The 18884-nt window shown below is 71.7% G+C and carries 13 protein-coding genes and 2 pseudogenes; 4 read left to right on the forward strand and 11 right to left on the reverse strand.

Annotated features, from left to right (window positions below; all coding sequences use genetic code 11):
* Positions 1-157: 157 nt before the first annotated feature.
* The 8 genes and pseudogenes from ACH4K4_RS24345 to ACH4K4_RS24380 all read right to left on the reverse strand — a co-directional run.
* A pseudogene (locus tag ACH4K4_RS24345) lies at positions 158-427 on the reverse strand (protease); the annotation flags it as partial.
* 524 nt (positions 428-951) lie between these two features.
* Entirely contained in the window at positions 952-1815 is an 864-nt protein-coding gene (locus ACH4K4_RS24350; RefSeq protein WP_398170030.1) for an alpha/beta fold hydrolase, read from the reverse strand.
* 53 nt (positions 1816-1868) lie between these two features.
* Positions 1869-3227, reverse strand: coding sequence for a wax ester/triacylglycerol synthase domain-containing protein (locus ACH4K4_RS24355; RefSeq protein WP_398170031.1), 1359 nt, complete (start codon positions 3225-3227; stop codon positions 1869-1871).
* A gap of 107 nt (positions 3228-3334) precedes the next feature.
* Positions 3335-4873: an ABC1 kinase family protein gene (locus ACH4K4_RS24360; RefSeq protein WP_398170032.1), complete on the reverse strand. Its 1539-nt coding sequence runs from the start codon at positions 4871-4873 to the stop codon at positions 3335-3337.
* A 34-nt stretch (positions 4874-4907) separates the two neighbouring features.
* Complete coding sequence (locus tag ACH4K4_RS24365) at positions 4908-5165, reverse strand: hypothetical protein (RefSeq protein WP_125045537.1); 258 nt, start codon at positions 5163-5165, stop codon at positions 4908-4910.
* 50 nt (positions 5166-5215) lie between these two features.
* Entirely contained in the window at positions 5216-6094 is an 879-nt protein-coding gene (locus tag ACH4K4_RS24370; RefSeq protein WP_398170033.1) for an SDR family NAD(P)-dependent oxidoreductase, read from the reverse strand.
* 57 nt (positions 6095-6151) lie between these two features.
* Complete coding sequence (locus ACH4K4_RS24375; protein ID WP_244955176.1) at positions 6152-6361, reverse strand: DUF5988 family protein; 210 nt, start codon at positions 6359-6361, stop codon at positions 6152-6154.
* Between the two features lie 5 nt (positions 6362-6366).
* Positions 6367-12723, reverse strand: a complete 6357-nt coding sequence (locus ACH4K4_RS24380) for an SDR family NAD(P)-dependent oxidoreductase (protein WP_398170035.1) — start codon at positions 12721-12723, stop codon at positions 6367-6369.
* 354 nt (positions 12724-13077) lie between these two features.
* Here ACH4K4_RS24380 and ACH4K4_RS24385 point away from each other — a divergent pair, with 354 nt between their 5' ends.
* On the forward strand, positions 13078-14436 hold the full coding sequence (locus ACH4K4_RS24385; RefSeq protein ID WP_398170036.1) for a hypothetical protein: 1359 nt from the start codon (positions 13078-13080) through the stop codon (positions 14434-14436).
* 803 nt (positions 14437-15239) lie between these two features.
* Here ACH4K4_RS24385 and ACH4K4_RS24390 read toward each other — a convergent pair.
* On the reverse strand, positions 15240-15389 hold the full coding sequence (locus tag ACH4K4_RS24390; RefSeq protein WP_398170339.1) for a hypothetical protein: 150 nt from the start codon (positions 15387-15389) through the stop codon (positions 15240-15242).
* A 31-nt stretch (positions 15390-15420) separates the two neighbouring features.
* Positions 15421-15615 (reverse strand): annotated as a pseudogene (locus ACH4K4_RS24395) (oxidoreductase); the annotation flags it as partial.
* A gap of 206 nt (positions 15616-15821) precedes the next feature.
* Here ACH4K4_RS24395 and ACH4K4_RS24400 point away from each other — a divergent pair.
* Both ACH4K4_RS24400 and ACH4K4_RS24405 read left to right on the forward strand, forming a co-directional pair.
* Positions 15822-16049: a DUF5133 domain-containing protein gene (locus tag ACH4K4_RS24400; RefSeq protein ID WP_398170037.1), complete on the forward strand. Its 228-nt coding sequence runs from the start codon at positions 15822-15824 to the stop codon at positions 16047-16049.
* A 98-nt stretch (positions 16050-16147) separates the two neighbouring features.
* Positions 16148-16306 (forward strand): hypothetical protein, encoded by a 159-nt coding sequence (locus ACH4K4_RS24405; protein ID WP_360132894.1) that lies wholly within the window; start codon positions 16148-16150, stop codon positions 16304-16306.
* A gap of 46 nt (positions 16307-16352) precedes the next feature.
* Here the strand turns inward: ACH4K4_RS24405 and ACH4K4_RS24410 are convergent, their stop codons facing one another.
* Complete coding sequence (locus ACH4K4_RS24410; protein WP_398170038.1) at positions 16353-16688, reverse strand: hypothetical protein; 336 nt, start codon at positions 16686-16688, stop codon at positions 16353-16355.
* A 259-nt stretch (positions 16689-16947) separates the two neighbouring features.
* Here ACH4K4_RS24410 and ACH4K4_RS24415 point away from each other — a divergent pair, with 259 nt between their 5' ends.
* The gene (locus tag ACH4K4_RS24415) at positions 16948-18852 is read left to right on the forward strand and encodes a sigma-54-dependent Fis family transcriptional regulator (protein WP_398170040.1); all 1905 of its coding nucleotides are present in this window, start codon (positions 16948-16950) and stop codon (positions 18850-18852) included.
* Positions 18853-18884: the final 32 nt, after the last annotated feature.

Genomic DNA, 18884 nt, shown 5'->3' on the forward strand with positions numbered 1-18884 from the left:
CATCGGTCAGTTCATGTCGCCGCACCATGCCCGACGCCTGCCCGACCCGAAACCTGATCCACCCCGCCCGACAAGAGCCGTCAGAAATGGCCTAGGTGACGGGTGACGCGCAGGGTGTCGATGCGGTGCGGCTCCAGAAGTCCGGCTGCCGGCAGCACAGGTCGCGGTGCAGTTGGGCCCAGCCCGAGCCGACCATGTCAGGGAGATGGAGATACCCGAGCCGGTTGCTAGATGCCTCGTGCACGTAGGCCCGCCGATCGGCGCCCCAGGGGTGGTAGCGCAGCGAACGTTCGTCGTCGATCGGGATGACGACGGGGTGGCGCGGGCCGCCGCCGCCCGCCGGTCGGACGGTGAGTTCCACGGGCTGTCCCGCCGAGCCGACCAGGAGCGGGCCCGGCCCGGTGGCGGGGGCGACGGGCCTGCCGCCTGCCCAGCGTGTTCCCGGGGGCAGGGCCGGACGCCGGTACGGCGGCGGCCAGCAGCTCCGGCGACCAGTACAGCCGCCGGGGCATCACGGGATGGACGGGCCTTGCTGTTCAGCAGCAGGTCACCGGCTCGACACGCCTACATTCACCAGCCGGGTATGTCGTGCCACCGCTGGCATGTGGCGCGGCAGGAGAGCCGCGATCGGGCATGGCGTCTGCGTGCGCGCCTTGGTGTGCGCTACAACCGGAATATGAATGATCCATTTGTGGTGGCTGAGGTGAATGCACTTTTGCCTCGGCTGGAGGACAAGCAGCTGCTGTCGTCTTCCGGGGCAGGCGATCGCGGTACGGGGACAGCGGTCGGGGCCGTGGTGAGGCCGAGGTTCCTCGGGGCAGCCACTGACCTGATCGGGGCATGCGGTACCTGTTCCCCTGATCGGTGAGCACCGGGGCACGGTGCATCGTTCGACAGCGGATGCGGTGGCCGGGTAACTGCACGGTGCTGGGCACGGCAGCGTCAGAGGGTTCATTGTGCTGCTGTGTGCAGCCCGTCGAGCAAGTGCGGCCATGCCTCGGGGGGAAAGTGGTGGCCCATGCCGGGGATGACCCGCAGCTGTGCTCCAGGGATGGCGCGTGCCGTTGCCCGGGCGCTGGCGACGGGTAGGAGGGGGTCGTGGGTGCCGTGCAGGACCAGGGCCGGCAGGCGCAGCTGTGCCAGGGCCCTGGTGCGGTCGGCCGCGGTCAGGACGGCTGCCATCTGGCGGTGGGTGCCGTCGGGGTCGATGCCTCGGGCGTGGCTGCGGTGCAGGAGGGTCCGCGTGCCGTTTTCGTCGAAGGGCAGGTGGGGGGAGGACAGCTTGCGCAGCATGGCCGTGCTGGTGCGGATGTAGCCGTCCAGGTCGGTGGGGTGGCGGCGCAGGAGGTAGGGCAGGAGGGTGGGGTCGGTGCGGCGGCCGATGGTCAGTGCGTGGGGTGTGGACATCATCGACGTCAGGGAGAGCACTCGGTGGGGGTGCCGGAGGGCGAGTTCCTGGGCGATCATGCCGCCCATGGACGCTCCGACGATGTGAGCCGCGGGGATGTGGAGGTGGTCGAGGAGCCCGAGGGCGTCTTCGGCCATGTCGGTGAGGGCGTAGGCCGGCCGGGTCAGGCGCAGCGCGGTGCGCAGGAGGTGTGGTGGGGTGGTCAGGTGCTGTGAGCGGCCGCTGTCGCGGTTGTCGAAGCGGATGACGAAGAAGCCTTCGGATGCCAGTTGGCGGCACAGGGCGTCGTCCCACCAGATCAGTTGTCCGTACATGCCGAAGATCAGGAGAAGGGGGCGGTTCCCCGGGCTTCCGATCGTCTCGTAGCAGAGGCTGATCCCGTTGCCGGTGGCGAAATGTTCAGTCATACAGGCTCCCGGGGTCTTTGGGGAATCGCCGCTGTCCGGGGGACGGGGAGCGGTCAGGTGCGGCCGGGGTGGTGTTCTGCGGTGGTGGCGAGGTCGCCGAGGCTGTCGTGGATGTGCTGGGCGAGCAGGTCGGGGTCGGCGATGACGTCGGGGTCGATGTTGACGGTGACGTGGCAGTGGTCGCGGTAGGACAGCAGGGTGACGGCTACGGCGAATCCCATGACCGGTGCGATGGCGTAGATTTCCTGGGCGCGGACGCCGCCGACGGACAGGGGGGTGCGGGGCCCGGGCATGTTGCTGATGCCGAAGTCGTGGGAGGCGCACAGGCGCAGGAAGCCGGTCTCGAACCAGCGCAGCGGCAGCAGGGGGCTGATGCGGGCGACGGCGCCCATCCAGTCGGCGGCGTCGCGGTGGTAGGCCCCCTGGACGGCGGTGCGTACTTCGCTGATGCGCCGGCGGGCGTCGGGCTGGTCGGCGCGCAGGGTGAAGCGGACGATGAACCAGTGGTTGCCCATCGGGGCGAAGGGACGCCGGCCGGTGAGCGGTGGCCGGGCGTACGGGGAGAAGACGCGCAGGCGGGGGCGTTGGATGCCGCGGGCCCGGTGGTATCGGTGGCAGCCGTGGGCGACCGCGGCGACGAGCGCGTCGTGCACGGTGCCGCCGCCGGCGACGGCGACGTCCTTGAACGGGGCGGTGGGCACCTTGGTGGTGTAGTAGCGGCGGGCGAAGCGGGTTTTCTTCGGCGGCACGGGGTAGGGCCGGTCGCGGATGTCGGTCAGGGCTTGGGCGGCGAACTGGGCGGCCTTGCGCAGACGGCGTGCCATACCGACCGGTCGGGCGATACGGCGTTCGGAGGCGGTGGCCGGGCCCGTGGCGGCCGGCGGAGCGGTGGGTGGGGCCGGCTGCTGGGCGGCGGCTTGGCGCAGGAACATCTCGCGCAGGCGGACGCCGTCGGCGATGCTGTGCGAGATCTTGAGCATGTAGGCGGAGCGTCCGTCGTCCAGGCCGTCGATCAGGTAGCCGTTCCAGGGCGGCCTGTTTTGGCAGAAGGGGATTTCGGCCAGCGTCGCGGCGGTGTCGAGGACGTCGCGGCGGGTGCCTTTACCGCCCACGGTGATGTGGTGCAGGTGGTGTTCGAGGCGGAAGTCGGGGTCCGGGGCCCAGTGGGGGCGGCGGAAGGCGGTGGGGGGTTCGTGGACGCGGGCTTGCATGCGGGGCATGCCCGCGCACAGGTGCCCGTGCCAGGCAACGAACTGCTCCCATGGCAGCCGGTCTTCCAGGAACATTACGGCCACGATGATCGGTTTTGCGCGGGTGCCGCTCTCCACGCGCCAGGTCAGGTGGTCTTTGCTGCTCATGATGTCCGTGCCGGACGCGGTGGCGCGGAGTCGGTGCGCGGTGGTCGTGGTCATGATGTCTCCTCGTGTCTCGGTGTGCGGTGAGGCAGCGGTGCGCAGGGAAGGCGCTGTGCCGGACGCTGTCTGCTCTTGCCGGTGCAGGCGGGGCGCGGCTACGGGGTTCAGGTTCTTCGGCGGATGCGGTTGCGGGTCAGGGCGGCGGCCGCTGCGGCCGTCAGGCCGGTGGTGAGCACCGAGCGGGATGTGGGGTGCGGCAGCGGCTGTTTTCCTTTGGGGACACCGAGGTTGGTGCGGGACTGCACGGTGAATTGCCGTGCGGCCAGGTCACCGAGCAGTGCCTGCATTTGGGTGGGGGCCTTCGCGACGGCGGTGAGTCCGTCGATGACCGCCCGTGCGACCTGCTCGGTGCTGAGCACTTCGCTCAGCAGGTCCCGCAGAATGTCGCGCAGTGCCTCATGCAGGGCCTGGGACAGCTTGATGTCGGGGCAGATGCAGCGCACCGAGCCTTCGATGTTGGCCACGGATTTGCCGACGACGGAGACGAGCGGGGTGACCTGGATGCCCCGGCTGGTGGAGTAGCGCAGGACCGCGGTGAGGGCGACGCCGAAGTTGAGCTCGTCGAGGGAGGCGTCGGCCCAGTGCGGCACAGCAGCGGACACATCGCTGATGAAGCCTGCGACGTCGCTCCAGGCAGTTGCCGATCCGAGGTTGATCCACTGTCGGGCCATGCCCGCCCCGTCGTTGTGTGCGAGGGCGAGAAAGGCCCCGAGGAAGGCGGTGCTGGTGTTGCGGTCGATTTTGCCGACCATGCCCCAGTCGATCAGATGTGCGGTGCCGGCCTCGCTGACGAGGATGTTGCCCGGGTGGGGGTCGGCGTGGAAGGTGCGCTGGACGAAGTAGGACCGCAGCATGAAGGTGATCAGGTCGCGTGCCAGTGCGGTGCGCTGTTTGCGGGTCAGGGTGTGGGGCTTGATCTTGTTGATGGGGACGCCGTCGGCGAAGGTCTGCACCAGGACGCGGGGCGTGGCTTCGAGGACTTTGGGCACCGATAGCCGTCTGAAGCGTTTGGCGGCTTTGCGGGCGGCTTTCATGTTCGTGGCTTCGCGGGTGAAGTCCAGCTCGGGCTGCATGACGGTGAACAGGGCTTCCAGCACGGCCTGGGGGTTGACGACTTCCTTGAGGCGGGGAGCGGCCGTGCCCAGGGCGCGGGCGGCCCGGCGCAGGACCTTCATGTCGGCTTCCACGGCCGCACGGGCGCCGGGGCGCTGGATCTTGATGACGCACGGGGTGCCGTCGGCGGTGGTGGCCTTGTAGACCTGGGCGAGCGAGGCCGCGCCCAGGGGCTCGCCGGTGCGGAGGCAGGGGTACCGGCGGCGCCAGTCGGGACCGAGCTCCTCGTCCAGGATCGGTTCGAAGGCGGCGAAGGGCTCTGCGGTGGCCTCGTCGTTGAGCTGGGCGAGCTCCTCGCGGACATGCTCCGGCACCAGGTCGGGCCGGGTGGCGAGGATCTGGCCCACCTTGACGTACAGCGGGCCCAGTTCCTCCAGAGTGGCCCGGATGGTGTGCGCCCGCTGTTGCTGTTGGGCGTGCGCCGTGCCCCGTGAGCTGCTGCCGGAACGCGCCCGTACGGCCCGGACGGCTTCCCCGTACAGGGACCGGGTGAGGATTCGGGCCGTACGGCGCGTGCGTCCCGGCGGCATGCGGTCCTCCTTCACTTCGCTGCGGGCGCTCGGGTCAGGTGCCGTCCGGCCGGCTGTCCGGCGCGGCGGCCCCGGGCTTCGGGCCCGTGCCAGGAGCCGAGATGTGCTGTGCCAGGTGGCGGATTTCCGCGGTCAGGGCGCTGAGGTCCTGGTGTTGCTGCTTGTCGGTCTTCTGGTTCGTCTGCCGCTTGCGGCTGCCGGTGACGGCGTCGAGGGCCGCTTTGGCGGCGTCCTTGCCGTAGTCGAGCACCTGGTCGACGACCATGCCTGCGGTGACTTTCTTCTTGGCCATCTGATTCTCCTCAGTGACGGGTCTGCCATGGAGGGATGCGGCTGTGCTGGTCAGTGCGCGGCAGCCGGTGTGCTGCTCTCATCGGCCTGGCCGCGCTCGCGGGATGCGGGGATGTCCGGAGCGGTGAATCCGCTGCCGGGGATCGACATGCCGCCGTCGACCGCGAGGGCCTGTCCGGTGATGAAGCCGGCCGCCGGGCAGGTCAGGAACAGCACGGCCTGGGCGACGTCGTGCACGCTGGCCCACCGGCCCAGCGGGGTGCGGCTGAGCAGCCAGTGGGACAGTTCCTCGTCGCCTTCGAGCGTTTCGAAGGCGCCGGTGTCCACGATGCCGGGGCATACGGCGTTGACGCGGATGTGTTGTGGCCCCCAGGCCACGGCCAGGCTGCGCACGAGCGAGACTTGCGCGGCCTTGGTCATGGCGTACGCCTCGCCGGCCGGTGCGCCCATCAGGCCCACGGCGGAGGACATCAGCAGCACGGAAGGCTGTGGGGATCGGATCAGGTGGGGGTGGGCGCTTCGGCACAGCTGCAGGGCCGCGGTGAAGTTGACGGCCAGGGCTGCCGACCAGTCCTCGTCTCGGCTGTGCAGCAGGGGGGCCATCCGGAATTGACCGGCGGCGTCGGCCGTGTAGGCCCCGGCGATGTGGATCAGGGCGTCGAGCCCTCCGAGGCTCGTGGTGGCGGCCTCGACCAGCCGCGCAGGTGCGCCGGGATCGCGGAGGTCGCCCGGGAGCAGGTGGGCACCGCGGCCTTCGGCGGCGACCTGTGCGGCCACGTCCTGGAGTCCTTCGGCGTGGCGGCCGTTGAGGGCGAGGTCGGCTCCGGCTTTGGCGAGGGCCTGGGCGGTGGCCTGGCCGATGCCGCAGGAGGCGCCGGTGAGCAGGATCCTGGCGCCGGCCAGTGCCGGGGACGGGGAGGAAGAAGTCATGATGCTCCTGGTGACGAGGCCGGGCGGCGCCTGCCGGGCCGCCCGGCGCGGTGGCGGTTACTCGGCGATGAAGGTGTGGTGGGTCCAGCGGAAGACCGGCACGGTGGCGCCGTCGGTGTCCTGGCGGGTGCCGGCGAAGGCGTAGTGCTCGTAGCGGTTGAGGTGGGGGATCTTCAGGTCGGTGCCGTGGTCGTCCTGGGGCACCGCGCGGCGTCCGGCGAGGTGGTCCGGTCCGCCTTCCAGCAGGGCTTCGGTGGTGTGGGGCATGTGCTTCATCCCTTCTGCGGCAGCGCGAGACGGTCGAGCAGGTCATTGGCCAGGGCGGTCAGGGTGGGTTTGGTCCACAGGGCCGTGCGCGGGATGTCGCAGCGCAGCGTGCGCTGGAGCCGGTTGCGCAGTTCGATGGTCAGCAGCGAGTCCAGGCCCAGGGAGACCAAGGAGGCGCCCGGGTCGATGCGTTCGGCGTCGCGGCTGAGCACGTCGGCGAGCTCGCCGATGATGTGGTCCTGCAGGCGTTCCAGGCGCTGGGTCTGTTCGGCGCGGGTGAGGTCTTCCAGCAGGTCGCCTGGTGACTCGGTGTCGTTGTGGGGCGTGATCAGCGGCTGGAAGAAGGGCGAAGAGGCGGTGGCCGGGTAGGCGGCCAGCCAGTCGTGCGGGTGCAAGGCGATGTAGGCCGTGCGGTGGCGGTCGTGGCGCAGCAGGTGCTCCAGGGCCGCGATGCCCTCCCCAGGGCTGATCATGTCGACGCCGCGGGCCCGCATCTGAGCGCCGCGCCCGACCTCGGCCCAGGGGCCCCAGTTGATCGCGGTGGCGGGCAGATTCTGGGCCCGGCGCCAGGAGGCGAATTCGTCCAGCCAGGCGTTGGCGGCGGCGTAGGCGCCCTGGCCGGGCGAGCCGACGGTGGAGGTGAAGGAGGAGAAGAGCACCCACCAGTCCAGTTCGCGGGCACCGGTGGCCTCGTGCAGCCGCCATGCCCCGTGGGCCTTGGGGCGCCAGACCTGCTCCAGCAGCTGTGCGTCGATACCCGTCGCGGTGGCGTCCTTGAGGTCCATGGCGGCGTGCACCACTCCGCGCAGCGGCATCCCGCCGGCCTCGGCCGCGTGCACCAGGTTCTCGGCGGTGCCGGGAGCGGCGATGTCGCCGCGCACCACCTCGATGCGGGTGCCCGCGCAGCGCAGCTCGTCCAGGACCTCGGCGGTCTCGGCGGACGGGGCCGAGCGGCTGTTGACGACGACGGTGCCCGCGCCGTGCCCGGCCAGCCAGCGGCACACCAGCATCCCCAGGCCACCCAGCCCGCCGGTGATCACATAGCTGGCGTCGGCGCGCACGACCGGCACCTCGGGCGGCGGGGTGACGGCGGTGACCGGTCCGGCGCCGGGCCAGGCCAGCGCCAGGGAGCCGGTGTGCCGGCTCTCGGGGGCGGCGCGCAGCGCCGTGGCGGCGTCGGTGACCGGGTAGACGGTGCACGGCCAGGCCGGCAGGTCACCGCGGGCCAAAGCCGGTCCGACCTCGGCCAGAACGCCGGCGACGGTTTCGGGGGCGCCGGTCAGCAGCTGGCGGGAGTCGAACGTGCTCACGGTGATGCCCTTGCCGAATGCCGTCCACGCCAGCCGCATCGCCTCCGCCCCGGCAGGGGTGACGGCGGCCACGAGGCGGCCGGCAGCGGCGAGCGCATCCAGACAGGCCCGCAGCGCCTGCGCGGTAAGGGCAGAGCCGGTGAAGATGACCTGGAACCCGGCCGTTCCCGCGGCATGCCGGGCTGCGTCGGCGAAGCCGTGCGCACCCGGGGACGGAAGGCAGGAGACGCCGATACCGTTCAGGTAGCGGCGCTGGGCCGCGGTGGCGGCGGTGGCCCAGACGGTGGCCTTGCGGGCACGGGCGATGTGCACGGCAGCCAGCCCGGCGCCGTGCCCGGCGTCATGGACCAGGACGTGCTCGCGGGGTTCGAGCCGGGCCAGGTGCCGCAGGCCGTACCAGGCGGTCAGGCAGGGCAGCGGCAGGCAGGCGGCCTCGGCGGGCCGCATCCCGTCGGGCAGGGGCAGCACCCAGTCGGCGCGGGCGAGCGCGTAGTTGCTCATCTCCGCGGGTTCCAGGACGGCGATCACCTGCTGTCCGGTGCGCACCGTGTGCACGTCGGGGCCCACGGCGCTGACCGTGCCCGCGCACTCCACAGCGTCCGGTCCGGGCTGTTCGCCCGCGGGTGCAGGGAGCGCGGTGCCGGTGGCCTGTACGCGGATCTGCACCTGCCCGGGGCCGGGGCTGCGCCGGGCCCCGCGCACCAGCTCCGCGGTGCTGACGTCGTGGGCCTGGCGGCAGCGCACCGTCAAGGTGTGCGTCTCGAAGCGGCAGTCGGTGTACCGCCGCTCGTGCGCCTCCAACGGAGCGTGGGTCAGGCGCGCGAGGTAGCGGGTGGCGCCGCGCCAGGCGACTTCGTCGGCGCGCTCTTCGGGCCCGGCCAGCACCTCGTCCGCCAGATGCGCCGCGGTGGTGGCACCGTCGGCGTCGATGAGGGTGGGCAGCAGTTCCGGGTGTTCGTAGGTCAGGACACGCAGCAGGCCGCGCACGCCGGCCTGGTCCAGGTGCGGACGGTCGTCGGGCCGGACCCACTGGGCGGCACGCGTGATCACCGTCAGGCGGGGCCGGGCGTCTTCTGCGTGCTCGGCCAGTGCCTTCAGGCTCTGCACGACGTGCGCGACGTGCTGCAGGGCGTGCTCGGCGCCCAGCGCGTCGGGCACCGGCCGCGGCGACGGCAGCCACACGATGATGCCGTCGAGGCAGCCGTCCGCCTGGCTCAGGAACGTGCCGAAAAGGCGGTGCGACGCGGGCGCCGGCGGTGGGGCCGCCAGACGATGGACGGTGGCGCCGCGGGTTTCGAGGGCGTGGGTGAAGGCGGCGGCCTGCGGATCGTCGGCGTCGCTGCTGACCAGCAGCCAGCTGCCACCGGCTTTCGTGTCGGCGGCCAGCGGGACCGGCTCCCACCGCTGCTGCAGCAGCGGCGCGTTGAAACGCTCCTGCGCCGGTGGCGGGGCGCCGTGCGCGAACCGTACGTCTTCGGCTTCGGCGAGGACGGCCCCGCTCTCGTCCAGCAGCTGGAAGCTGCCGGTGGCCGCCCGCGGCCGGGCGGCATCGAGCTGGACGTGGCACCAGCGGGCCCGCGTGGTGTCTGCGTAGGTGCGCAGCCGGCCGATACCGCGGGGGAAGGTGTGTCCGTCGTCGACGTCGGTGGCGTGGTGCCACAGGGCGAGCATCGCCTGCAGGCCGGCGTCCAGCAGCACCGGATGCCATCGGTAGGAGGCCGCGCCGGGCCGGGCCGCATCGGGCACCGTCACTTCGGCCAGGGCGCCGGCCGTGCCCTGCTGCGGGAGGTTGAGGGCCGTCAGGCTCTGGCAGCCGGGGCCGTACTGCAGACCGTGAGCTGTGTGCCAGCGGTCCCTGAGCGGGGCGAGGTCCGCCGGCCGCCGATACCTGGCCCACAGTCCGGCCAGGTCCGCCGGCTCCGGGGGCGGCGTTGTGTCGCAGGTGAGGTGGGCGGTGCTGTGGCGCTGCCAGGGCTCGTCCGCCGGGCGAGAGCGCATCTGCCAGTCGGCACGGTGTTCGTCGACGGGCTCGCAGGACACCGCGACCGGGACCTCGTGCTCCTCGACGGGCAGCATGAGCTGGAAGTCGATGTCGCAGACCTCGGCCCGTCCCGTCTTCCCGGGAAAGACGGTGTCGGCGGCGGCCAGGGCCATCTCGCAGTAGCAGGCGGCGGGCAGCACCGCGAGTCCCTCCAGCTGGTGGTCGGCCAGCCAGGGGATGCGGCCGGTACCCACGGCGCCCTGCCACAGATGGCGCCCGTCATCCTGCGGGTCCGCGACATGCTCTCCCAGCAGCGGGTGGGGCCGCTCGGGGGAGCCCTGCGTCAGCGTGGACGGCTCGACTCGATGGGGCCGGCGTTCGAAGGCGGTGGGTGGGACATCGGCCAGCTGCCCGGCTTCGAGCAGGCGCTGCCAGGGCACCGGGAATCCGGCGCAGTGCGCGGCCGCGAGGCGGGTGGCGAAGGTCAGGCACTCGTCCTCATCGCGCTGCAGGGCCGGCACAGTCCTGGCGTGGGTGTTGCCGGCGCCGGCCAGCGTCGCCTCGACCGCGCGGGCCAGCAGCGGGTGCGCGTTGACCTCCAGGAACAGGCCGTGGCCGTCGCCTGCGGCTGTGGTGATGGCGGAGGAGAAGAGCACCGGGCGGCGCTGGTTGGCGCACCAGTAGGCGGCGTCGAACGCGGCGTCGGCGCGCGGGTCGTCGAGCACCGTGCTGTAGAAGTGCAGCTTGGACGTACGGGGCGTCACCTCCCGCAGGGCCGTCCGCAGATCGTCGAGGACCGGGTCCATCTGCGCCGAGTGCGAGGCGACATCGACGCGTACGCGCGCAACGCCGACACCGCGCTCCTCCCACATCCGCAGCAGCTCACCGACCTGTCCGGCGTCACCGGAGACGACAGTGTTGTGCGGCGCGGCCACCACCGCCACCGAAACCGCATCCGCCCCGGCACGCCGCAGCTCTGCTTCCACCTCGGCCGCGCCGAGCTGGACGGACGCCATGGCACCGCGCCCGGCGGTGCGCTTGAGCAGCCGGGCCCGGCGGCAGATCACGCGCACACCGTCGGCCAGGCTCAGGCCCCCGGCGACGACCGCGGCGGCCACCTCGCCCATGGAATGCCCGACCACCGCGGCCGGCTGCACCCCGTGGGCCTGCCACAGCGCGGTCAGCGCGATCTGATACGCGAAGATCACCGGCTGGACGCGGTCCACCCCGCTGACCACCTCCGGCGCGGCCAGCACCTTGCGCAGGGAGAAGCCGCCCTCCGCCTGCAGCAGCGGCTCCAGTTCGTCGACCGCCGCGGCGAAGGGCGCACTGTGCTTCAACAGGCGCTGTCCCATACCGGCCCACTGGGAACCGTGGCCGGAGTAGACGAACACCGCACCGGCGCCCACATCCCCCACCTTGCCGTCAACCAGACCCGGCGCCGGCTGACCGGTGGCGTGCGCGCGCAGCCGCTCCACCAGAGTGCTGCGGTCGCCGGCCACCACGCCGAGCCGCTGCTCGAAGTGCGAGCGGCGCACCGCCAGCGTGTGCGCGACATCGCGCAGCGCCACCCGGGCCCCCTCGTCCTCCAGCCAGTCCGCCAGCCGGCCGGACGCGGCCCGCAGTGCTGTCCCGGAGCCGCCACTGAGCAAGAACGTAGGCTGCGCCACCGCCGCGGACCCTTCTCCGTGCGCCCGTGCTGCTGCCTTCCGTGACAAGGCGGCCGGTCCCGTGACCGGTGAGGAAGCGGGGGCCGGGGCCTGCTCGACGATGACGTGCGCGTTGGTGCCGCCCACGCCGTAGGAGGTCACCGCCGCCAGCCGGGGCCCGGTCTCGACCGGCCAGGACTGGCACCGGGTGGGGACGAACAGCCGGGAACCGTCGGCGTCGATCTGCGGGTTCCACCGCTGGAAGTGCAGTGTGGCCGGGACACGGCCGTGCTGCAGGCTGACGATGGTCTTCAGCAGGCCGGCGATGCCCGATGCCGGCTCGGTGTGCCCGATATTGGACTTCAGCGACCCCAGCGCACACCGCCCCGGACCAGGGCCGTAGACCGCATTCAGGGCCGCGAACTCGATGGGATCACCCACCGCGGTCCCGGCGCCGTGGGCCTCCACCATGCCCACCTGCCCCGGATCCACCCCGGACCGGACCAGCGCAGCCTCTCCCACCTGCTGTTGCGCCTGTTGTGAGGGGGCCGTGAGCCTCACCGAGCGGCCGTCCTGGTTGACGGCCGAGCCACGCACGACCGCCAGGATGCGGTCGCCGTCGCGCACCGCGTCCTGGAGGCGTTTGAGCAGCACCACGCCGCAGCCCTCGGCCCGCACGTAGCCGTCCGCGGCGGCGTCGAAGGAGTGGCAGTGGCCGGTGGGCGAGAACATGTCCCACCGGGCCTCGGAGATCATCGCTTCCGGACTGAGGACCACCGACGCCCCGGCGGCCAGCGCCGCATCGCACTCCCGCGCCCGCAGACTCTGGCACGCCAGATGCAGCGCCACCAGCGAGGAGGAACACGCCGTGTCCACCGCCAGGCTGGGCCCGTGCAGATCCATCAAGAACGACAGCCGGCCCGCCCCGACCCCGTGCATCGCACCGGTCATCCAGTACGGGCCGGTCTCCTGCGGCGTGCGGTGCGAACGCACCAGGTGATCCGGCACGTACATGCCGGTGAACACCCCGGTGGTCGTGCCCCGCAGCGCCTCCACGGGAATGCCGGCGTGCTCACATGCCTCCCAGGCGACCTCCAGCAACAACCGGTGCTGCGGATCCAGCCAGCGTGCCTCCGGCCCGCTGATCCCGAAAAAGTCCGGGTCGAACGCGGTGATGTCCTCCGTCAGGAAACCGCCACGGCGGATACGGTCCACCGTGTTCGGCGGCAGCTCGGCGTGCAGTCGACGGGTGTCCCAACGGCCCGGCGGCACCTCGATGACGGCTTCCCGCTCCGCCTCCAGCAGCCGCCACAACCCGGCCAGGGTCACCACCCCGCCGGGCAGTCGGCAGCCCGCCCCGACCACCGCCACCGGCTCATCCGGACCGGCCGCCTCATCGCGCTTGGGTATCACTGCGCTCACTGTCTCTCCTTGCTAGCCGTCGATGCCTTCGTCGCACCCACCACTGCCGCGCACCTGAGCTCTAGGTGCAGACCTGCACCCGTACGGCTTCTGGCGCCGCCACGTGCGTTCGGCAAGGTCGTAAGCCCCCGCGCACGGCGGCACCCCACGGGGCCCGGCCCGTACCCCGGCGCCCACGGTGTGCTGCACTGCCCCGCGGAAGGCTTCCGTTCCGGCCGCGCATCGGGACAGACAGCCGGCGGCGGCGGGTATGGGCTTACGACTCACCCACCACCGAAAGACCTAACGTGCGGGCACGCATCACACGGACAACGCTTGTGACCTTGTGAGCAGCCCGGTCGGCAGGGAGGTGACGTGTCGGCTACCGGATCCAACCCTCGCCTGACCGCGCTGCTGGCCGAGGCCGGCTGGTCCGACGCCGCCCTGGCCCGGGCCGTCAACGCCCTGGCCGCTGCACAGGGTCTGCAGCTGAACTACTCCCGCGCGTCCGTGGCCCACTGGCGCCGCGGATCCCGGCCTCCTGCCCCCGTACCAGCCCTGGCAGCACAAGCCTTCACCCGACGCATCGGCCGCCCCGTCAGCTCCCACGACACCGGCCTCGCCCAGCTCACCGCCCACGAAGCCGCTCAGTCACCACCCCAGGCAGACCACCGCTCACCCGTGCAGCAGCTGCTCACACTCACTCGCAGTGACATCGACCCCGTGCACCGCACCGACTTGCAGCGCGCCGTCTACACCCTGAACCCCACAGCACACACCGCTTTCGCGCGCCCGCTACCCCAGCACGCCAAGCCCAGCAGTGCCGACGACACCGCCGCTCCACAGGCGCTCTTGCAAACGTTCACCGACCTGACCCAGCGCCACGGCGGACGCTGCGCCCGCACCGCCCTGGCTGCCTACCTCGCCGACGACATCTGCACCCTGCTCACCCAGCGCGCCGACCGCCCTGAGCAATCCCGGCTCCTCACCTGCGCCGCCCAACTCACCCACCATCTCGCGGTCATGACCGACGACGCCGGCCACCACCGCCTGGCTCACCGCTACTTCACCCTGACGCTGGGCCTCGCCCACCACGCGGGGTGCCGAAAGACCTACGCCATCACCCTGCGCACCATGAGCGCCCAGGCGCTCCGGCTCGGCCACCTCCACCACGCCCGGGTCCTGGCCGAGAACTCTGCCCGCACCGCCGAATCCACCGGCCCCACCGCGCTGACCTCATTCATCCTTATCCAACAAGCCTTGATAGCCGCACACGGCCGACGCCCCTCACTTGCGCGCGAGCTGATGCAGGCGGCGGAAAACCACCACGAACAGTCTGCTGCGCCGCAGGATTTCTTCAACACCTATCCGCTCGCCGCTCTGCATTACCAACGAGCCGCCGTCCTCCGAGAACTGGGGCAATACACCGGCTCCCTGACAGCCCTGCAAGACTCGACGCGCCATCGAAACCCTGGCGACCATCGGTCCCTCGCGCTCTCTCATGCGCACTCCGCCGATACCCACTTGCGTCTCAGAGATGTGGACGCCGCCTGCACGCACTGGCACAGGTTCCTCACCTTCTACGGCTCCTTGCGCTCCTGGCGCGCCGACCAGTGCCTAAACCGCCTACACCAAAGTCTGCTGCCACACAGAAACAATCCATCTGCAAAAGACGTACTGGGACGTGCCCAGCACATATCCCGGAACGCCTCCTCGGAACGCTCCACGGTGTGAGAGCCGCTGAGACGCCACCGGGACATGAGTTGCAAAGTCGAACATGACTTCGCCGAGACTCTTTCGGTTGCCGGGGCGGAGGGTGCCATCACAAACCAGCGCCAACTTGGCTGCCCGGCACGGCCACAGCAGTCGAGGAGCCTGGCCTGGCTCCCTCGTTGCCCTGTGCAACGCCCTGGCGAAGACGACGCAGACCAAGATGCCGGGCAGCGGAGGCGAACCAGCGCGGAAGACCCACGCGCCGCCCGACACCGATGAATCATTCACCAGAGCCACGGCGCACAACAAGGGCGTACCGGCGCGAACGACGGCGGGACGCCAGCACGGGTGCGGCCCCGGCCGTACTCGTCCCGTTCACGGGCACCGGGGCCTGTCCCACACACTCCATACCGGTGCAGACTGGACGAATTGTAGTGCGCTCAGGAGGATGACGGTGCCAACTGCGACCTCGGCGCGCCGACCGCGGTCTCCAGTTCACGGAGCGCCCGTAGCGCCCGTACGTGGACCTGTCCTGTTGATTGCGGTGCGTCACGGAAGCAACAACACAGGCTTCAGACGGTATTCAGGATGCCCAGCGCGAAGGACGGCCGGCCCCCAGCGGGGACGCGTGCCGGCACAGTTCCCGGCGCACGATCTGCTGCCCTGAGCCCGACCCGTGTGCGGACCATGGAAACCCGGCGGAGCCAGCATCAGGGAGTCCCGTGATTGTCACGGTGACTCCGTGAGGCGAGAACCGCGACTGCGTCAACCCCTCGGTACGTACAGACGGGTGAGACACAACGCCCCGGAGACAGGTTGACTAACTACATAACGGGTGTGAGCGCCCGCAGCGGTTCCAGGTCGTCGAGCGGGGCTTCGGGATCGACGGTGTCGAGGACGGCGGCCCGTTCTCGGAGCCGGTCGGCGAACCGGTGCGCGGGGCCGTTCGGCTGGTCGGGGGCGTGGCTGGACATGCCGGAGGCTCGTTTCTCGTCGGCGTGGGCGGGAGCCGGGGTACACCACCATGTCGGCGGTCTCCTCCGGCTCGATGCGGCGTTGCAGCAGCGACTGCGGGCGGTGCACGCGCATGAATTCGCGCTGGGCAGCGTCCCACGGCGGATCGCGGTCGACCAACTGATATACGAAGTCCTCGACGCCACCGGCGTGCGTCGGCCCGGCGATCACGGAGTTGACCACGAGGATGTCGGCGTGCGGCACGGCCGCCAGGAGCCGCGCCGCGCCGGGCGCCGCCTCCCGCAGCCGCTCGGCCGCGTCGTCCAGCCGCGCGGGATTCGATGGGCGCGTGGTGCGTGTGATGCGTCTCTTTCACGAGGCGCATGAGGACTCGTGGGGCGGGTAGCCGCTGTTTTGCAGCGGAAGTACTGGTGTGACGGAAGGGGAAGAAGATGCTGTTGGCGCACCCGGTGGTGTTGGGTAACCTCGTCGAGCAGTACGAGACCTTGCGGGTGCTGCGCGCTGAGGACGGCAGTCCTGAGCTGCGCCAGCGGATGGACGATCTCGCTTACTCGTTGTGCATATCCACCGGAACGAAGGATGTTGATGCGGCACTGGTCGCGGCCAGGTACCGGCTGCCCGGCACGGGCGTGCGGGAGGACTCCCTCCTGACCGCCTGAAGCACAGCCCCCGCAGTTCCGGCCCCGTTGTAGTTTCCGCATCCGCTCCCGCCACGGGCGGGGGCGCTGCGGCTGAACCGTTCAAGGATTGACCCGAGATGACCGCTGCACGTCTGCCCGCAGGCCCCCCGATCTACGACAGTCTCATCGAGGAGCACGGCGACGTGCTGACTCAGGTCCGCCAGCTGGCCAAGGAGACCGAGCGCGAGGCGAACGAACTGCTGGACTGGAGCGAACTCCGCTCCGGCCGGGACTGACCCGGCCGCTCGTCTCGCGGGACGGCCGGGGTGCCGGCACAGGCTCTCAGCCCCGGCCGCTCTCGGGCGGCGGCACGAGCCGGGGCAGCAGATGGCGGGTCAGGTCGTTCAGCGCCTCCACGGTCGCCAGGCTGGTCTGCACGTGGTGCAGGGACTGTGCGAGACAGGTGTTGGCGCCGGACACGGTGTCGTGCGCGTTGTCGCGGATCTGGCCGATCAGGTTCTCCAGTATGTCCAGCGCGGCGAAGAGGTCGGCCAGCGCGGACCGGTTCGTCTCGGTGAGCTTGAGCGCGTACTGGTCCAGCGGCCGGCTCGGGTCGAGGGAGATCCGGCGTCCGTTCCAGCACAGCGTCACGGTCGGCTCCTGCGGCCTGGTCGGCATGGGCGGTCCTTGCGTGGAGTGGGGTGAATGTCTGTTCTGTCGGCGTGCCGCGCTCAGAATTACAGCATGTTCCCCGTCGGGCGTGATGTCTCACTCTGAGACGGTACGGCGGTAACTGCCCTGCGCTGGGCGGACTTTCGACGCCCCTACACGGAGGGCGGCGCCGGAGGAACGATTAAGCCCGGCCACGGGGATCGCGGTTCCGCGCCCGGGGCATGTCTGCACCATGGATTTCCGGGAGACCCCAGAACGGGCCGTCATGCGAGCGCGGGAGCGCATGCTCGGCGGCGCCCAGGAACCGGCGGCGCGCGGGCCGGAGGGGCACGGTACGGCAGGCGCCTTCGCTCCCGGCGTCCCGCGCCCGCGGGCCAGGGACTCGATCCTCTCCTCCTGGAAGCGCTGCCGGCTGCACGCGGTCGACGCCGACCGGCTGCACGTCCCGCTCGTGGAGAAGCACATCGACTGGGACAGCCGCTTCCTGGCCGCGGCGGCGCCGGTGCTCGACCGCTTCGAGCGCAACCTCGCCGACTGCACGGCCGGAGTGGTCCTCGCCGACGCCGAGGCCCGCGTCCTCGCGCGCCGGGGAGGGGACCCGGCGGTCACCCGTCTGATGGACCGGGTGCACCTGGCGCCCGGCTTCAGCTACGCCGAGGACGCCGTCGGCACGAACGGGATCGGCACCGCGCTGGCCGAGCGGCGCCTGAGCACCGTCTTCGGCCCCGAGCACTTCGCCGAACCGCTGCAGCGCGCCGCGTGCGCCGGCGTCCCCGTCCGCAACCCGTTCACCGGCCGGCAGGAAGGCGTGGTCAACCTGACGTGCCTGCGCCAGGACGCCTCACCGCTGATGGCCGCGCTGGTACGGCAGGCGGCCGCCGACATCGAGGAACGGCTGCTCGACCGCTACTCCGGCAACGAACGCGCGGCCCTCGACGCCTTCCTCACCGCCGGCCGGCGCTCCCGCGGCCCGGTGCTCATGGTGACCCCCACGCTGCGAACGGCCAACGCCGACGCGCTCCGCCTCCTGGAACCCCTGGACCTGCGCCAGTTGGGGGCGCTCGCCGCCGACCTGCTGGCCGCACCGCCCGGCAGCCGCCGGCAGCACCTCGACACCACGCTGCGCCTGGCCGGCGGCCCTGACGTACGGGCACGCTGCACGCTGGTCGGCCCCGCCGACCGGCCGATCGCCTGCCTCGTCGCCCTGGCGACGCGGGAGGACCGGGCCGCCGCGGGCCCGGCCGGCCGGGTGCCGGAACCGCGGACCGCGTCGCGCTCGTCCCCGCCGCCGCTGCCCGCGCTCCTGCCGGGGCTCGCCGGCGGCTCCCCGTCCTGGCGTGCCGCGAGCCGGGACGTCGCGGCCGCCTGCCGGCAACGGCTGCCGACGCGCGTGGTGGGCGAGGCGGGCGTGGGCAAACTGGCGCTCGTCCGCGCCGCCCACCAGTGGGTACGGCCCGAGGCCCGGCTGTGGATCCTCGACCTGTCCGCAGGCCGTCGGGTTCCGCACGTACTGGCCCGCGTGGAGGAGGTGCTCCGGGACGAGGACGGCACGGTGGTCCTCCAGCACCTCGAACTGGCGGGCCCCGAGCTGATGGCCCGGCTGGAGACGCTGCTCGCCGGCGCGCGCCGCGACCGCGGCACCGGCCCGTGGGTGGCCGGCCTGTACACGGTCACCGGCCAGGGCCCGCCGCCGCTGACCGCCTCGGCGGGCGCAGCCCTCCCGGCCCTGGACAGCTCCGTCTTTCCGTGCACGGTGTCGGTGGCGCCGCTGCGTTACCGTCCCGACGACATCCGCGACCTCGTTCCCGCGCTGCTGGCCCGGCACGGGCGCGGCGGCACCGTGTCCTGCTCGCCGGCCGCGATGCAGGTGCTCACCCGCTTCGACTGGCCGGAGAACGTACGGCATTTGAGCCGCGTGCTCCAGCAGGCGGCGCGCGGCCGCCGGCAAGCCGACCTGCGGCCGCACGACCTCGCGCCGGAGTGCCACAGTTCCTGCCGCCGTACGCTCACGCCCTGGGAAGCCGTCGAACGCGACGCGATCGTACGGGCGCTGCACGACGCCGAGGGCAACCGTGACGCGGCGGCCAGGCAACTCGGCATCTCCCGGGCCACCATCTACCGGAAGATCCGGCTTTACGGCGTGACCGTGGCCCCCACCAGAGCGCGCTGAGCGAGCCGGGCGCGGCGAACGGCAATTGCACA

Source organism: Streptomyces sp. NPDC017529, assembly GCF_044329785.1.
Taxonomy (GTDB): Bacteria; Actinomycetota; Actinomycetes; order Streptomycetales; family Streptomycetaceae; genus Streptomyces.

What these genes read in the sequence shown, in the direction of transcription:
- ACH4K4_RS24360 (WP_398170032.1), bottom strand. Translation starts at nt 4,873, where the DNA reads ATGCCGCCGGGACGCACGCGCCGTACGGCCCGAATCCTCACCCGGTCC.
- ACH4K4_RS24375 (WP_244955176.1), bottom strand. Translation starts at nt 6,361, where the DNA reads ATGCCCCACACCACCGAAGCCCTGCTGGAAGGCGGACCGGACCACCTC.
- ACH4K4_RS24415 (WP_398170040.1), top strand. Translation starts at nt 16,948, where the DNA reads ATGCGAGCGCGGGAGCGCATGCTCGGCGGCGCCCAGGAACCGGCGGCG.
- ACH4K4_RS24390 (WP_398170339.1), bottom strand. Translation starts at nt 15,389, where the DNA reads ATGTCCAGCCACGCCCCCGACCAGCCGAACGGCCCCGCGCACCGGTTC.
- ACH4K4_RS24400 (WP_398170037.1), top strand. Translation starts at nt 15,822, where the DNA reads ATGCTGTTGGCGCACCCGGTGGTGTTGGGTAACCTCGTCGAGCAGTAC.
- ACH4K4_RS24355 (WP_398170031.1), bottom strand. Translation starts at nt 3,227, where the DNA reads ATGACCACGACCACCGCGCACCGACTCCGCGCCACCGCGTCCGGCACG.
- ACH4K4_RS24350 (WP_398170030.1), bottom strand. Translation starts at nt 1,815, where the DNA reads ATGACTGAACATTTCGCCACCGGCAACGGGATCAGCCTCTGCTACGAG.
- ACH4K4_RS24405 (WP_360132894.1), top strand. Translation starts at nt 16,148, where the DNA reads ATGACCGCTGCACGTCTGCCCGCAGGCCCCCCGATCTACGACAGTCTC.
- ACH4K4_RS24370 (WP_398170033.1), bottom strand. Translation starts at nt 6,094, where the DNA reads ATGACTTCTTCCTCCCCGTCCCCGGCACTGGCCGGCGCCAGGATCCTG.
- ACH4K4_RS24365 (WP_125045537.1), bottom strand. Translation starts at nt 5,165, where the DNA reads ATGGCCAAGAAGAAAGTCACCGCAGGCATGGTCGTCGACCAGGTGCTC.
- ACH4K4_RS24410 (WP_398170038.1), bottom strand. Translation starts at nt 16,688, where the DNA reads ATGCCGACCAGGCCGCAGGAGCCGACCGTGACGCTGTGCTGGAACGGA.